This is a genomic window from Chryseobacterium salivictor, from assembly GCF_004359195.1.
Lineage (GTDB): Bacteria > Bacteroidota > Bacteroidia > Flavobacteriales > Weeksellaceae > Kaistella > Kaistella salivictor.
On sequence record NZ_CP037954.1, the window covers coordinates 2887377 to 2903710 of the forward strand.

General features: G+C 37.5%; 14 protein-coding genes. 7 read left to right on the plus strand and 7 right to left on the minus strand.

All coding sequences use genetic code 11. The annotated features are described in order from the left end of the window. Window positions 1-36 precede the first annotated feature (36 nt). The 3 genes from NBC122_RS13150 to NBC122_RS13160 all read right to left on the minus strand — a co-directional run bounded on the left by NBC122_RS13150 (window position 37) and on the right by NBC122_RS13160 (window position 6136). On the minus strand, window positions 37-3726 hold the full coding sequence (locus NBC122_RS13150; RefSeq protein WP_133440815.1) for a phosphoribosylformylglycinamidine synthase: 3690 nt from the start codon (window positions 3724-3726) through the stop codon (window positions 37-39). 119 nt (window positions 3727-3845) lie between these two features. Continuing rightward, window positions 3846-5273, minus strand: coding sequence for an adenylosuccinate lyase (gene purB, locus NBC122_RS13155; protein WP_133440816.1), 1428 nt, complete (start codon window positions 5271-5273; stop codon window positions 3846-3848). A gap of 56 nt (window positions 5274-5329) precedes the next feature. Further along, window positions 5330-6136 (minus strand): SDR family oxidoreductase, encoded by an 807-nt coding sequence (locus NBC122_RS13160; RefSeq protein ID WP_133440817.1) that lies wholly within the window; start codon window positions 6134-6136, stop codon window positions 5330-5332. Between the two features lie 134 nt (window positions 6137-6270). Between NBC122_RS13160 and NBC122_RS13165 the strand changes: the two genes are divergently transcribed. After that, window positions 6271-7632 (plus strand): aldehyde dehydrogenase, encoded by a 1362-nt coding sequence (locus NBC122_RS13165; RefSeq protein WP_133440818.1) that lies wholly within the window; start codon window positions 6271-6273, stop codon window positions 7630-7632. Between the two features lie 207 nt (window positions 7633-7839). On the opposite strand, the gene NBC122_RS13170 is transcribed toward NBC122_RS13165, so the two are convergent. Beyond that, window positions 7840-8430, minus strand: a complete 591-nt coding sequence (locus tag NBC122_RS13170) for a thioredoxin family protein (RefSeq protein ID WP_133440819.1) — start codon at window positions 8428-8430, stop codon at window positions 7840-7842. Between the two features lie 82 nt (window positions 8431-8512). Between NBC122_RS13170 and NBC122_RS13175 the strand changes: the two genes are divergently transcribed. The 6 genes from NBC122_RS13175 to NBC122_RS13200 are packed head-to-tail and all read left to right on the plus strand — an operon-like array spanning window position 8513 to window position 14025. Beyond that, entirely contained in the window at window positions 8513-9388 is an 876-nt protein-coding gene (locus tag NBC122_RS13175) for a lysophospholipid acyltransferase family protein (protein WP_165983222.1), read from the plus strand. Between the two features lie 35 nt (window positions 9389-9423). Next, window positions 9424-10386 (plus strand): glycosyltransferase family 2 protein, encoded by a 963-nt coding sequence (locus NBC122_RS13180; RefSeq protein ID WP_133441132.1) that lies wholly within the window; start codon window positions 9424-9426, stop codon window positions 10384-10386. 54 nt (window positions 10387-10440) lie between these two features. Next, window positions 10441-11304 (plus strand): alpha/beta hydrolase, encoded by an 864-nt coding sequence (locus NBC122_RS13185; RefSeq protein WP_246012380.1) that lies wholly within the window; start codon window positions 10441-10443, stop codon window positions 11302-11304. A gap of 54 nt (window positions 11305-11358) precedes the next feature. Further along, entirely contained in the window at window positions 11359-12651 is a 1293-nt protein-coding gene (locus tag NBC122_RS13190; RefSeq protein WP_133440820.1) for a hemolysin family protein, read from the plus strand. Continuing rightward, window positions 12652-13422 (plus strand): alpha/beta hydrolase, encoded by a 771-nt coding sequence (locus NBC122_RS13195; protein WP_133440821.1) that lies wholly within the window; start codon window positions 12652-12654, stop codon window positions 13420-13422. A gap of 45 nt (window positions 13423-13467) precedes the next feature. After that, complete coding sequence (locus tag NBC122_RS13200; protein ID WP_246012382.1) at window positions 13468-14025, plus strand: 3'-5' exonuclease; 558 nt, start codon at window positions 13468-13470, stop codon at window positions 14023-14025. Between the two features lie 13 nt (window positions 14026-14038). Here the strand turns inward: NBC122_RS13200 and apaG are convergent, their stop codons facing one another. From apaG to NBC122_RS13215, 3 genes are all read right to left on the minus strand, one after another. Continuing rightward, window positions 14039-14425 carry a Co2+/Mg2+ efflux protein ApaG gene (gene apaG / locus NBC122_RS13205; RefSeq protein ID WP_185145766.1) on the minus strand — a complete coding sequence of 129 codons (387 nt, stop codon included), beginning with the start codon at window positions 14423-14425 and terminating at the stop codon, window positions 14039-14041. Between the two features lie 82 nt (window positions 14426-14507). Continuing rightward, the gene (gene odhB / locus NBC122_RS13210; RefSeq protein WP_133440823.1) at window positions 14508-15734 is read right to left on the minus strand and encodes a 2-oxoglutarate dehydrogenase complex dihydrolipoyllysine-residue succinyltransferase; all 1227 of its coding nucleotides are present in this window, start codon (window positions 15732-15734) and stop codon (window positions 14508-14510) included. Window positions 15735-15760: 26 nt separating this feature from the next. After that, window positions 15761-16327: a hypothetical protein gene (locus NBC122_RS13215; RefSeq protein ID WP_133440824.1), complete on the minus strand. Its 567-nt coding sequence runs from the start codon at window positions 16325-16327 to the stop codon at window positions 15761-15763. Between the last annotated feature and the right edge of the window lie 7 nt (window positions 16328-16334).

Consider the following 16334-nt stretch of genomic DNA (forward strand, 5'->3'; position numbering starts at 1 on the left):
TGCCTTTTGCGGTTAAAAACTTACATTTTCAGAAAACTATTTAAAGTATTCAACTCCATTTTTAAAAATATTATGATAATTCGCAGTTGGAATATTTTTCATCAAACCTTCAGAAAAACGCTCCGGATGTCCCATTCTTCCGAATATTTTCCCGGACTTAGAAGTTAAACCTTCAATTCCGAACAGTGAATTATTTGGGTTAAACGGCATTCCGTGGGCAATGTTTCCATCAAAATCAATGTATTGTGTAGCAATCTGACCGTTTTCGTATAATTCTTTAATGACATTTTCCGATGCCATAAACCGACCTTCACCGTGCGAAATCGGAATGGTATATACCTGATTTTTCATTCCTTTTAACCAGGGCGAATCATCATTGATCACTTTCACATCGATCATTTGAGAAATATGACGACCAATTGCGTTATGTGCTAAAGTCGGCGAATCTGCATCTAAATCCCGAATCTCACCGTAAGGCAACAAACCTGATTTCACCAATGCCTGGAAACCGTTACAGATTCCGAGAATCATTCCGTCTCTCTCCAATAATTGATGAACTGCGTTTTTCATTTTCTCATTTTTCAAAACATTGACAATGAATTTTGCAGAGCCATCTGGTTCATCGCCGGCTGAAAAACCTCCGGATAAAACCAAAATCTGAGACCGGTTAATTTCAGAAATCCATGCCTCTAAACTTTCATTTAAAAGCTGATGATTCAGATTGATTAACGGCAAACCTGAAACTTCAGCACCTTCTTTTCTAAAGGCATTTTGAGTTTCATATTCGCAATTCGTTCCCGGAAAAATCGGTGCAAAAACTTTCGGTTTTGCCAATTGATGTTTGAGGATATGAATCGTTCTTGGCTGAATTGAATTCAGTTTTGAATCAATTTCAACCACCATTTTATTTTTTTCCGTCGTTGGAAAAAGTTCTTCAAAAGTTCCTTTCCATACTTCAAGTAATTTTTTGATATCGAAGTTAAAACTACTGATTTTCAAACTATAAGAACAATTAACTTCACCAATAACTTGAAGTAAATCATTTTCTAAAACCTCCGAACTTTCTATAATTAAACTTCCGATATTCTTGGTTAAAAGCAAATTTTCATCTGCTTTAATTTCTGCTCCAAGATGATTTCCAAAACTCATTTTTGCCAACGCAACCGCAACTCCACCTTCTTTAATGGTCTTCACTGAAACAATCTTTTTGGCCTTGATATTTTCAAATATGAAATCAAAAATACGTTTCAAATCTCCATAATTCGGCATTCCATTTTCTTGCGAAATATGTTGGAATAAATACAGTTTATTTCCCGCTTTTTTAAACTCAGGTGAAATGATAGTTGCCTTTTCTCCGTTCGCACAGGCAAAAGAAATCAAGGTCGGAGGAACGTGAATATCCTGGAAACTTCCACTCATGGAATCTTTACCGCCAATCGCAGCCAGTTCGAAATTCATCTGCGCATCGTACGCTCCAAGCAAAGAAGCCAAAGGTTTCCCCCACTTCTGCGGATTGTTTCCGAGCTTTTCAAAATACTCCTGAAAACTCAAACGAATATTTTTGTAATCTCCACCCATGGCGACGATCTTGGCAACACTTTCAACGACGGCATTTGCAGCGCCAACCAGGGAGTTCTGAGATGATATATCGGCGTCGAATCCCCAACTTGCCAATGAGACGGTTTCGATGTTTTTAGCGTTTAAAATCGGTAAAGTCTGTACACTTCCTTCCATTTCAGTCAACTGGTGTTTTCCGCCAAACGGCATCGCAACCGTCGTTCCGCCAACTGAAGCATCGAACATTTCTGCCAAACCTTTTTGGGAAGCAACATTTTTGCCGGAAAGAATCTTCAAAAAGTTTTCTTCGTTAAATTCTATCCTCTCATTTTCAATCGGTTGAAGATGCGACACTTCAGCATCCTGTGTTTTCGCACAACCATTGGTATCTAAAAATTCGCGGCTTAAATCAACAATTTTATTTCCCTGCCAGAACATCTGCATTCTGCCGGAATCGGTTACTTTCGCAACTTCTACGGCTTTTATATTTTCCTTTTCACAGAAACTGATGAATCTTTCTTTGTCTTTTGCTTCAATAACGACCGCCATTCTTTCCTGAGATTCAGAAATCGCGAGTTCAGTTCCATTTAAACCTTCATATTTTAAAGGGAGAATATCGAGGTTAATTTCCAGTGAATCAGCAATTTCACCAATCGCAACCGAAACTCCGCCAGCACCAAAATCGTTTGATTTTTTAATTAAAGTCGTGACTTCAGGATTTCTGAAAAGTCTCTGAATTTTACGTTCTTCAACTGCATTTCCTTTCTGAACTTCGGTGGATAAAGTATGAATTGAGGTTTCGTCCTGAACTTTTGAACTTCCGCTTGCACCGCCAACTCCATCTCTACCGGTTGCGCCACCTAATAAAATCACGAGATCTCCATTTTGAGGCTGTTCTCTTTTGACCCAATCTTTTTTCACGGCACCTACGACGAAACCAACTTCCATCCGTTTTGCTTTGTAACCGTCGTGGTAAATTTCATTCACCGAAGTTGTGGCTAAACCAATTTGGTTTCCGTAAGAAGAATAACCGTTCGCAGCCTGTTTCGTAATCGTTCTTTGCGGAAGTTTCCCTGCTAAAGTTTCAGAAATCGGTTCTAAAACATTGGCCGCTCCGGATAAACGCATCGCCTGATAAACGAAAGCACGCCCAGACAAAGGATCACGGATTGCGCCACCTAAACAGGTTGAAGCACCACCAAAAGGTTCAATTTCGGTCGGATGATTATGTGTTTCATTTTTAAACAGCAAATACCATGGCTCTTTTTTTCCGTCGAATTCGGCTTCGATTTCAATGGTACAGGCATTTATTTCGTCGGAAACTACCAGATTCTCCAGTTTTCCGGTTTTGTGGAAATACCTGGCGCAAACCGTAGCCAAATCCATTAGTGAAATAGGTTTCAATTCCCTGCCTAAGAATTTTCTTTTCTCAATATAATCATTAAAAATAGTCTGTAAAGTCGATTCAAAAGAATCATTAAACTGAATATCAGTCAGTTCTGTTTCGAAAGTGGTATGTCGGCAATGGTCACTCCAATACGTATCCAGAACTTTAAGTTCCGTTTCAGTAGGATTCCTGTTTTCTGATTTAAAATAAGTTTGAATAAATTCTAAATCATCAATATCTAAAGCAAAACCGTGATGGTCATAAAATTCTTTTAATTCTTCTGCAGAAAAATCATTGAAACCTTCATGAACAATAACAGGATCCGGCGTTTCTTCTGCCGGAATTTCTAATTTCGACAAATCCTTAACCTGCGATTCAACTTTATTAATGAAATGATTTTTAATAGTTTCAACATCTGATTCAGCAACCCCAAACAATTCGATGACTTTCCCACTTCTCACTTTTCCATTTTCATTTTCAGTGAGTAAAGCAATACATTGCTGCGCTGAATCTGCACGCTGATCATATTGTCCGGGCAAAAATTCGGTGGCGAAATGAAGACTTCCCGCGGGATTTTCTTCATGTAAAATATCGGTCACGGGATCTACAAAAGTACTGTTGATGACTTTTGAAAACTCATTATCATTAACCCCAAAGACATCATAAATATTATAGACTTTGACCTCTTTAATATTAGGCACGATATTTTTGATTTCATTAAAAACCTGCGGACTTTCAACATCGAAAATTCCTTTTTTTTCTACGAAGATTCTTTTTTTCATTTTTTATAACAGGATTACATCCTATCCTTTATTAAATCGTCCCGATGGGACTTTGTCAATTTCAATTTATTGGAAAAAATCACTAAAAAAAATGCAGCCAAGAAAGACTGCATTAATTTTTATACTTTAAGGTCGGCTTTTAACCCGATTAATTCGGCGTACTTTTCTAAGATCGGCTTTACCTCATTTTCAATAAACTCCTCGGTTTGGATTGGCGCGAAACCAATGAAGTTTTTCGGATCGAGCACTTCCATTAATTTCGATTTATCCAGTTTTAAGGAATGATCATTTAAAATTCTTTCGAGCAGATCATTTTCTTTTCCTTCTTCTTTTACCTTTTTTGAGGCTTCCATGGAATGAACCCGAATCGTTTCGTGAATTTCCTGACGGTCACCGCCGGCTTTCACTTCTTCCATAATAATATATTCGGTGGCCATAAACGGAAGTTCTTCCATAATATGTTTCTGGATTCTGTTTTCGTAAACCACAATTCCGTTCATGATATTGTTCCAAATCATCAGAATCGCATCAACTGAAAGAAACGCTTGTGGAATAGTCAATCTCTTGTTCGCAGAATCATCCAAAGTTCTTTCAAACCATTGTGTAGAAGCGACCATTGCTGAACTTGTAGACAATGACATCACGAATTTTGCCAAAGCACCGATTCTTTCGGAACGCATCGGATTTCTTTTATATGCCATCGCAGACGAACCAATCTGGTTTTTCTCGAAAGGTTCTTCAATTTCTTTTAAATTCTGAAGCAGACGTAAATCATTGGTGAATTTATGGGCAGATTGTGCAATATTGGAAAGTAAGGCAACAACTTTTGCATCAATTTTTCGGTCGTAAGTCTGTCCGGAAACGCCGAAAACCTTGTCAAAACCAAAACGCTTTGAAAGTTCTTTATCCAGATGCTTTACTTTGGAATAATCACCATTAAATAACTCTAAGAAACTTGCGGCAGTTCCTGTTGTTCCTTTAACGCCACGAAATCTTAAAGTTTCTAAGAAAAATTCTAATTCTTCGAAATCTAAAATTAAAGACTGTAACCACAAAGTGGCACGTTTTCCAACGGTGGTTAATTGTGCTGGTTGATAATGTGTAAAACCTAGAGTTGGCAGATCCTTATATTGAATGGCAAAATCAGCCAGATTTTTCATCACATTCACCAATTGTTTTCTGATCAACAAAAGTCCATCTCGGATCTGAATTAAATCGGTATTATCACCAACAAAAGCCGAAGTGGCACCGAGGTGAATAATTCCTTTTGCTAAAGGAGCAACATCGCCATACGTGTGAACATGCGCCATCACGTCATGACGGAATTTCTTCTCGTATATCGCTGCTTTTTCGTAGTCGATTTCTTCGGAATTTTCTTTAAGTTGAGCGATCTGCTCATCGGAAATGTCAAGCCCTAAATCTTTTTCGATTTCGGCAAGGGCAATCCATAATTTCCGCCAGTTTCTGAACTTGTTGTTCGGCGAGAAATTATAGAGCATTTCCTCACTTGAATAGCGTTCTTCAAGAGGGTTTTTGTAGGAATTCATTCTTTCTTTTACTTTTTACTTGCACAAATTTAAGAAAAAATATTGAGGTCTAAAACTTATTTTCGGCCTGTAAATTCCTTCATCGTGTCATAAATTCCAAAAACATTTTCCATCACCCAGTCAAATGCCGGGATTGGTAAAAGACCTTGCGAAAGACGAATAAACCAGTATGGAAGTGGCATTGCCAACATTTTCGTTTCATTTTCAATGGCTTTAATTATCCTTTCTGAAGTTTTTTCAGGCTCCAGAATGGGAAGTACTTTGGATTTCACCCCGTCAAACATTCCTGTATTGATAAAGAATGGCATAATCGTGGTTACCCTGACATTTTTCTTTAACTGTTCCATTTCCAAACGTACGCTGTCGCCCCAACCGATTACTGCCCATTTTGAAGCAGCATAAACAGACATTTTTGGATTGGAAATCAATCCGGCCGAAGAAGCTATATTGCAAACGGAACCAGAATTCTTCGATATCATACCGGGAAGAAATTCTAACGTAATATGCATCAGAGCATTCGAATTAATCAACATACTTTTTTGAATCTGATCGTGCGTGTGTTCATGAAAATATTTACCGACCACAATTCCTGCATTGTTAATCAGAATATCCACAGAACCGACTTCAGTTCTTACCCTTTGAGCATTAATTTTGATTTCATCCAGGTTAGAGACATCAACTTTAAAAGTGAAAACTTCACCGCCCAACTTGGAGAATTCGTCTTTTGTTCTACTTAAACCGTCTTCATTAATGTCCCAGATTATCAATTTAGAGCAACCTCTTTCCAATGATTTTCTGGCCATAATCTTTCCGATTCCGGAGCAGCCGCCTGTGATGAGAACTATTTTATTTTTAAAATCCATTTTTTAAAGATATTATTTATTTAAGGTAAATTTGTTTGGATTGATAATTGTTGCTCAATTTCATTAAATACTGATTATTGCCTAAACTGTCAATAACAAAATCTAAACTACAATTAAATTAATAATTAAAAGTAATGAATTTCAAAGATATTTTAACCGAACAGCGGGAATTATTTGACAGTCAGAAAAGCAAAAATCTGAAATTCCGAAAAATGTATCTGGAGAAGCTAAAAGAAGTCATCCTGAAAAATGAGGATTTATTATATGAAGCCATCTACAAAGATTTCGGTAAATCCAGGTTTGACACTTATTCAACTGAAATTTCGTTCGTTTTGAAAGACATTGATTATTATCTGACAAATCTGAATTCTTTAGCAAAACCAAAAAGCGCACACACCAATCTCGCTAATCAACTGGGATCCAGCAAAGTGTATGCGGAACCTTTAGGATGTACTTTGGTTATTGGCGCATGGAATTATCCATATCAGCTTTCACTGTCACCGATGGTTGCGGCTTTAGCAGCCGGTAACACCTGTATTTTGAAACCCAGCGAAATAGCAGCACATTCGATGCATGCGATGGCTCAAATCATTAATGAGAATTTCCCGAAAGAATATTTATATGTTGTAGAAGGTGGTGTAGAAGAAATTACGGAAATTCTGAAACTGAAATTCGATAAGATATTTTTCACCGGCAGCCCGAAAGTCGGGCAAATCGTTTACGAAGCTGCAGCCAGGCATTTAACTCCCGTAACTTTGGAGCTGGGCGGAAAAAGTCCGGCCATTGTGACTTCCAGTACTAATTTCGAAGTGGCGGCCAAAAGAATCGTTTGGGGAAAATTCCTGAATGCAGGGCAAACCTGTGTCGCACCCGATTATATTTTAGTCGATGAAAAAGTAAAAGACAGCTTCCTGGATTCTTTAAAATCATATATCCAAAAATTTAATTATCAACCCGAATCTGAACATTATACCAGAATCATTAACGAAAAGAATTTCGACCGATTGGTGAAATTAATTGATAAAGAAAAAGTATTTTTCGGTGGTAATTCGGACTCAGCGCAAAAATTTATTGAGCCTACCATCATGCATAATGTTACATGGGACGACGCCGTAATGAAGGAGGAAATTTTCGGACCTATCCTTCCCGTTTTAACTTTTAAAAATTTCAATGAGGCTCTGCTTCAAATCGCTGCGCACGAAAAACCGCTTTCTGCCTATCTGTTTACGGACAATTCTGAGGAGAAGGAACATTTTATTTCCAAAATATCTTTCGGTGGTGGTTGCATCAATGATGTCGTAATGCATTTAAGCAATGATTATCTGCCTTTTGGCGGCGTCGGAAATTCGGGAATCGGAAACTATCACGGCAAATTCGGTTTTGAAGCATTTTCTCACCAGAAAGCCATTCTAAACAGAGCAACCTGGGGCGAACCGGACTTAAAATATCCACCATACACCGATAAAAAACTGACCTGGATTAAGAAACTTTTATAGCATTAATCACCGTAATTTCTAGCACAGAAATGATAAAAGAAAAAACACTTCCCTAAGTAATTGAAAACTTTGCAAAAGCAGTTTACATAAGCATTTGATTTAGGAATTCTTTCTTTTTCTAAATGCATTTTTGCCTCTTTTACAGTAAAAATTAATTTTTAATAATGTAGTAAAAAAGTCCCGTCATTTTGACAGGACTTTCTTATTTTATGATTTTGGCGCCCATTCGGTAAAAAACGCTTTTACTTTTTCTAAGCTATACCCTTTTCCCTCTTCTAATACTGCACTGTCCTGTGTATGAATCTGTTTACCATCCTTATCTAAAACCACGAAAACCGGATAACCGAATTTTTCGCCCGGCTTGCCATACTGGGCAAAAACTTTTTCATTTTTATTTTCCGGCGAGTAATTCAAATGATAATAGAGATAATTTTCATCGACAATATTTTTCAGTTCTGGCGTTGTTTGTACAAACTGATTGAACCTTAAGCACCAAATACACCAGTTTCCACCGGCCTGCAAAATAATGTTTTTGTTCTCTGTCTGAGCCTGTTTTACCAACTCGGCAATTTTAGCTTCTGCATTTTCCTTATCATTATAAGGTTTTGGAAGTTTTGCTTTTTCTGCGGCTGCAGCTTTTTTCTTGGCTTCCAGAATGGCCGTACTGTCTGATTCTACAAGAAGCGTCTTGTCAGAAGCAACTTCTTTTACCTTAACATTTTCAGTTTTCTGAGAACATGCCAAGGAAGTAATCAGTAATGATGCCACTGCAAAAATCTTCAAATTAACATTAATCATTGTATTTAAATTTTTATTCCCTGCAAATTAACAAAAACAGAACCAATCATAAAGTTTATTATCGCTAAATTTGCAAATCTTTATGAATTTTATTTTTAAAATAATCCTGCTTTTTTCAAAACTTCCGCTCCGGGTTTTGTATGTGTTTTCAGATTTCATGTTTTTTGTGATCTACTATGTTGTGGGCTATAGACGAAAAGCAGTACTGGAAAATCTACATAATTCTTTTCCCACAAAATCACCGGAAGAACTTAAAAAAATAGAGAAAAAATTTTACTTCAATTTCTGTGATTATATCGTAGAAACCTTTAAATCATTTACCATTTCTTCTAATGAATTGCGGGTAAGGATTCAGCATCTTAATCAGGATGTTTTTCATGAAGCCAAATCCGAAAATAAAAACGTTATTCTATTGGCGGGCCATGTTTTTAATTGGGAATGGTTCAATGTACTGGCGACAATCATTCCCCAAGAAAACAGTTTTCCTGTTTACCGTAAAGTGCAGAGCGGCTTTTGGGAAGATAAAATAAAAGGTCTTCGGAACCGGTTCGGAAATCAACCTTTAGAAGCGAAAGAAGTTATTCGTCATATTTTCAGAAATCCTAATGACGGCAATTCGGTTTATATGTTTGTTGCAGACCAAACACCCCATGTTTCAGAAATAACCTACGGTTTAAATTTCCTGAATCAGAAAACGCCCGTTTTTGTAGGTTATGATAAACTTTCACTGAGAATGGATCTGGCTTTTGTGTATTGTGAAATGAAAAAAGTAAAGCGCGGATTCTATCAGGTTAATTATTACCGGATTAGGCCTGACGGAGAAAAATTCGTTGAGCATGAAGTCGTGAAAAAATTTCATCATCTGTTGGAAAACACCATTAATAAAAGACCCGACAATTATCTCTGGTCCCACAGAAAATGGAAATACCAACAAGCCATAAAAGTCATGGAGGAATAAATTTCAAATTCTTTAAAATTATTAGCCTTTATCAATTGGATTTAGCAATCGTCATACTCAACTGGAACGGTAAAAATTGGTTAGAACAGTTTCTTCCCAACGTCATCCGGCATTCTGAAAACGCTGATATTTATGTCATCGACAACGCTTCGGGCGATGATTCCGTGTCTTTTTTAAAGAAAAATTTTCCGCGGGTTACCATCATACAGAACGAAAAAAATTACGGTTTTGCAGGAGGCTATAATGAAGGATTAAAACATATTGACCACGAGTTTTATTGTCTTTTAAATTCTGATGTCGAAGTGACTGAAAACTGGATAATCCCGGTTTTAACTATTTTTAAAAATGATGAAAATATTGCGGCCGTTCAACCGAAAATCCTTGACTATAACCGAAGAAATTATTTTGAATTTGCAGGAGCGGGCGGCGGTTTGATCGATAATCTCGGCTATCCATACTGCCGGGGCAGAATTTTTGAAAATATCGAGGAAGATCACGGACAATATAATGACGAAGTTGAAATCTTCTGGGCTTCCGGATGTTGCTTTTTTATTCGGTCAAAAGATTTCTGGTCACAAAATGGTTTCGATGCAAGATTCTTTGCGCATCAGGAAGAAATTGACTTGTGCTGGCGTTTAAAAAACTCTGGCAGGAAAATTTTCTATACAGGAAAATCAACGGTTTACCATGTCGGCGGCGGAACATTAAATAAACAAAGTCCGCAGAAAACTTTTTTAAATATCCGGAATAATTTTTCGATGATTTTGAAGAACACTCCACTTTCTAACTTACTTTGGCTGATTCCATTCCGTTTGGTTTTAGACGGATTTGCCGGGATTTACCTGGGTTACAAAAACGGAATATCGCATTTCTGGGCGGTAATCAGGGCACATTTTTCATTTTATGCCCAGATTCCCCAAACGGTAAAACTCCGCCAGAACAGCCAGATTTCTAAATTTTATCAGGATAAATGGTTGGTATTTAAAAACTTTCTTTGATTTTTTACCACTTTCTTTTCTGTTTTTTGAATTAAATTTATCTACTTTTATGTTATGAATATAAAAATAGATATCTACCTGGCTGTTGCCATCATTGCGGTGGTTATTCTCGTACTCGGGATTTTTATTTATTTTTTTCAACATAAATTTTTCTTTCAGCCTGAAAAACTTCCTCCCGATTTTAAATTTGCCTACGACAATTTAAAGGCAGAAGAAAAGACGGTAGAACCCGAGCCCAGTGCCAAAATTAATTACCTGCATTTTCAGGTTGATTCGCCCAAAGGCGTTGTTCTTTATCTGAAAGGAAATACAAAAAGCATCAAAGGTTGGGGAAAATTCGCCATCGATTTCACCAGATTGGGTTACGAAGTCATCATGATGGATTATCGCGGTTTCGGAAAAAGCACAGGAAAAAGGACTGTAGAAGCGATGAAACGGGACTCTCAGTTCATTTATAATATTGCTAAAAAAGAATTCAGCGAAGATAAAATTGTGGTGTACGGCCGCTCACTGGGTTCCGGTTTTGCAGCACGGCTTGCGTCGAAAAACAATCCACGGCTGTTAATTCTGACCTCACCACTTTATTCCCTGTTGCGGACCATTCACCGTTATCTCCCTTTTATGCCGGCGAAACCCTTTCTACGTTATAATATTCCGACTTTTCAATATTTAAAAAATGTACGCTGTCCGATTAAGATTATTCATGGGAGCGATGACCGATTGGTTCCACTCCGCACAGCGGTCGATCTGTCGGAAATAAATCCTGAACGGACAAGACTGTATGTTATTCTAGGAGCGGGACATATTAATATTCATCAGTTTGAAGAGTACCACCGCGTGATGGAAGAAATTTTCGAAGAAAAAAAGATTGTCATCGATTCGGCAAAGACAAGTCTGGGTTATTCGCACCGGAAATAAAAAATACAGTCCTACAATCAAAAAAATTAACTTTGTAATAAATATTAAAATTTAATGGAATTACTTATCATTATTTTACTTGTTTTACTTAACGGAGTTTTTGCCATGTCGGAAATGTCACTTGTCTCGTCCCGAAAATTTAAATTGGAAAATGCCGGCAGGAAAGGAAGTGAAGGAGCCAAGAAAGCGCTTGAACTTTCAGAAAATCCTACCCGATTTTTATCGACGGTACAAATCGGCATTACATTGATCGGCGTTCTACTGGGGGTTTATTCCGGTGCAAATCTCAGCAGTGATTTTAAAAGTTTTCTGGATCAGTTTGCGGTTATCCAGCCTTATTCGAAAACATTGGCAACGATGGCAATCGTTATTTTCATTACTTATCTGTCAATTCTTCTCGGAGAACTGTTACCGAAAAGAATCGCTATGACTTTTCCAGAGCGCATTATTACCCTGCTCGCAAAACCGATGGACATTTTATCTAAAATCGCCTCACCCTTTGTTTTATTGTTAACCCTGTCGAATAATTTATTATTGAAAATGTTGGGAATAAAGAATACATCAGAAAGCAACATTACCGAAGAAGAAATAAAATCGATTGTTAAAGAAAGTGCTCTGGAAGGGCAAATTGATCAGATAGAACACAATATTGTAGAAAGGGTTTTCGAACTGGGTGACCGAAAAATCAACACGCTTCTAACGCATAAAACAGCCATCACTTTTTTCAATGTCAATGAAAGTTTAGAAAATGTTCTCACTAAAATAAAAAAAGAAAAGCACGATGCATATCCCGTTACAGAGGGAAATAATCTGGATAATATCATCGGAATTGTCTTGATGAAAGATTTATTTCCTATTGAGGATCCTTTAAATTTTGACTTAAAAAAGCATGTACGGCAACCTATTTTTCTCAACGAAAATTATTATGCATACAAAGTACTGGAAATTTTCAAGAAAGAAAAAAACCATTACGGAATCGTCATCGATGAATACGGAAATACAGTGGGTATCGTAACCATGCATGATGTATTGGATGCGTTGGTGGGAGATACTACAACCAATGAAAATTTTGATTACAGAATTACGCAGCGGAGCGAAAATTCCTGGTTGGCAGATGCCCAGTTTCCTATCATAGAATTTTTAAAATATTTTGACCTGGATTATGAATTTGAGAATAAGGAAAATTACACCACCTTGGTGGGCTTTTTTCTCAACCAACACAACGGTTCTACGGAAGTGGGAGACAAAATAAGAATTGAAGATCTCGAGTTGGAAATTATCGACAAGGACCGACAGCGTGTCGATAAAATTCTGATAACCAGAACAACTCCTTTACCGCATCATTAAATGGGAAAACTATTACAATATTTACAGGAAAAAGTAGTTTTTTTTCCCATAGTTTTGCCACAGACTCATGAATTTATTTTTGAGAAAAAATTCGATGAATACATTTGGGATACTCCTTTTCAAGGCAAAATAAATGTCCTTCATTTTAAAATCGAAAACCCGAAAGGCGTGATCATTTACTTTCATGGAAATTCTGCCAATATTCACCGGTGGGGAAAAATCGCCCATGAATACACGCAGTTCGGGTATGATGTTCTGATCATGGATTACCGCGGTTACGGTAAAAGTACGGGGCCGCGAAATGAAGAATTCCTTTATTCTGATGCGCAATTCTGCTATGATTTTGCAAAAGAACATTATGGTGAAAATAAAACGGTGGTGTACGGAAGAAGTTTAGGTGGAGCATTTGCCATAAAAATTGCTTCCGATAATCATCCTAAAGCAGTGATTTTAGAAGCGACATTTTTCAACATTCAGGACATTGTCAACCGTTGGCTGCCCGAAAGAGTAACCGATAAAGTTTCGCCAAGAATGACGTATCATTTTTCATCCAATGAAAACATCTGTAAAGTAAAAGTCCCGCTCTATCAGTTTCACGGGACAAAAGATAAGGTCGTTCCTTTTACATCCGGTAAAAAACTGTTTGAGGTCTTTAAAAAAGCGCAACCTGAGGTTGAAAAAAAATTTATTGAAATTCCTGGCGGAAATCACGACAATTTAATTAATTATGACTTATTTTTGACGGAAATGAAAAAAATATTAGGTGACTGAAATTTTTGATAAAAATCTGAATCCTTTAAAATAAAATACTTTCTTATGATCGATTTCTGCGCTATTGATTTTGAAACTGCAACTCACGAAAGAAATTCTGCATGTGAAATGGGAATCTGTATAGTGGAGAATGGCGAAATCGTTTCTACCAAAACGTGGCTCATCAAACCGCCAAGCTATCCTTATTTTCATCCCAGGAATATCGACGTTCACGGAATTACGCCAAAAGAAGTTCAGGATGCGCCGACCTTTGATCAGATTTGGCATGAAGCGGAAAGTTTGATGTACGGCAATCTGATGATCGCTCACAATGCGGGTTTCGATGCCGGAGTTTTGCGTTCCTGTCTGGATTATTATGGTTTCTTTAAACCAAAACTGAATTACTTATGCAGTATTTCTTTAGCCAAAAAATCGTGGAAAAATCTACCGAGATACGGATTGAAAAATTTAGCGGAACAGCATAATATTCAGTTCAAGCATCACAGAGCTGGTGCCGATGCGGAAGTATGTGCCAAAATCTCGCTTTTGGCATTCGATAATTTAATGCTTACAAGAAATGATGAAGTAACGGAGGTGATGAAGAAAAATCTGAAAATCTTGTAAGATTATTTTCATTTTAATTATTCAAAACTTCTGAAACCAAATTGAATTTAGGGACTTCTACTTCTAATATTTCATCGCTCAGCAGATTTTTACAGTAGAAAGTACCGGACATATTGCCCACGCCCGAGCGCAGTAAAACATTTGAAAAATAGGTGAAATTATCGCCGGGTTCAATAATCGGCGTTAAACCGATCACTCCTTCTCCGGCTACTTCGGTAAAGCCATAGCCCAGATCAAAAATCAGCCATTTTCTGCTCATTAACTTTATGGTGTCCCGTCCTAAATTTTCGATGCTGATATTATAACGGAAGACGAAACGGTTCTCGGCAGGAAAACTGTTTTTGATATCATATTGCGGAACAACAGAAACTTTAATATCGAAAGTAGTAGTTGAAAACATTATTCAAATTTTAAATGAAACAAAGCAAAAATCCCGCCTATGTAGACGGGATTTATATAATTGGTTAAAATCTTTAAATTAATTAAAGTTCTAGTCCTTTTCTTTCATCTCCTCCTAATAAGAATTCAACAGGATTGTCTATCGCTTCTTTTACTGCAACGAGGAATCCTACCGATTCTTTGCCATCGATAATTCTGTGGTCATAAGACAATGCCACGTACATCATCGGACGGATCACAACCTGACCATCAATTGCCATAGGTCTTTGAAGGATATTGTGCATTCCCAGAATCGCTGACTGTGGCGGGTTGATAATCGGCGTCGACATCATCGATCCGAACGTACCGCCATTGGTAAGCGTAAAGGTACCGCCGGTCATTTCGTCAACGGTAATTTTGCCATCTCTCACTTTTTCTGCCAAAGATTTAATATTACTTTCCACCCCTCTGAAAGACATATCTTCTGCATTTCTCAGGACCGGCACCATCAATCCTTTTGGACCAGAAACTGCTACCGAAATATCGCAGAAATCATAATTGATTTTATAATCGCCGTCTATAGAAGCGTTTACGTCCGGATATAATTTCAATGCTCTGGTAACCGCTTTGGTAAAGAAAGACATAAATCCTAAACCAACACCGTGTTTCTTTGCAAATTCTTCTTTATATTGTTTTCTGATTCTGAAAATTTCCGACATATCCACTTCGTTAAAAGTAGTCAACATCGCTGTTTCATTTTTCACGCTCACCAATCTTGCTGCCACTTTTCTTCTTAATACAGAAAGTTTAGTGGTGCTGGATGCTCTGGAACCGCTGGTAGCAGAAATTGATCCCATTGCCGGAACCGAAGCAAATTCAGCGTCCTGTTTGGTGATTCTACCGTCTTTTCCAGAACCGCTTACTTGAGAAGCCTCCACTCCTTTTTCGTCTAAGATTTTCTTAGCCGCTGGTGAAGGGGTTCCTGTTGCATAGGTTGCTGCAGGTTTTGCTTCCACTTTCGGGATCTCCACTTTTGCCGGCTCTGCTGCTTTCACTTCCGGTTGAGCGGGAGCTGAACCTTCAGGTTTTGCGGCGGAGGTATCGATTAAACATACGACCTGACCAACTTGTACTACTTCACCTTCTTCTGCTTTCAGCGTGATGGTGCCGCTTTCTTCAGCAGGTAATTCAAGGGTTGCTTTATCAGAATCTACTTCTGCGATGGGTTGATCCTTCTCTACATAATCGCCGTCTTTTACTAACCACGTCGCGATTTCAACTTCGGTGATCGATTCTCCCGGAGAAGGGACTTTCATTTCTAATATTGACATCGGATATATTTTTTATTTTTTGTTTATTAATTTGATGATCTTAACAACGATTCCGGGATAAACTGTTTGAGAATCGGAATTTGTTTTTTTTCTATGATGATGAACTTCCAGTTTTTTAAATCGGCAGAATTGGCCACCGCTTCTCTTACCGTTCTTACTTCAAAAAGTCCGCTACTTTCTTTATAATCTACCTGTCCGTTTCCAAATTCTGCCTGCAATGCCGAAAGCAGCTGTCCTGACTTTAGACCGGGCATATTGAACTTCATCTCCAGGTTTTGTCTGTAACTTAATTTAACGAAAGTATTATTTTTATCTTTAATGATTTCAGTGCTTACAATCACATTTTCGGGTTGATGAATCTTTAAGTCAAAATCTTTAGAATTGAACATCTGATCCATCACAGCAATCACCTGTTCTTTTGGAAAAATTTTCAAAAAATCTTCATTACCGTAAATATCAAGGGCTTTACCAAAGTTTTTATTTTCAATTAAAGAACTGTAATCTCTAAACTGACTTTCGATATCAGACTGAATATTCTGCGAAAAAGACAGTACAGAAAATGAAAAGCATAAAAATAAAAACACCTTTTTCATTATCGGA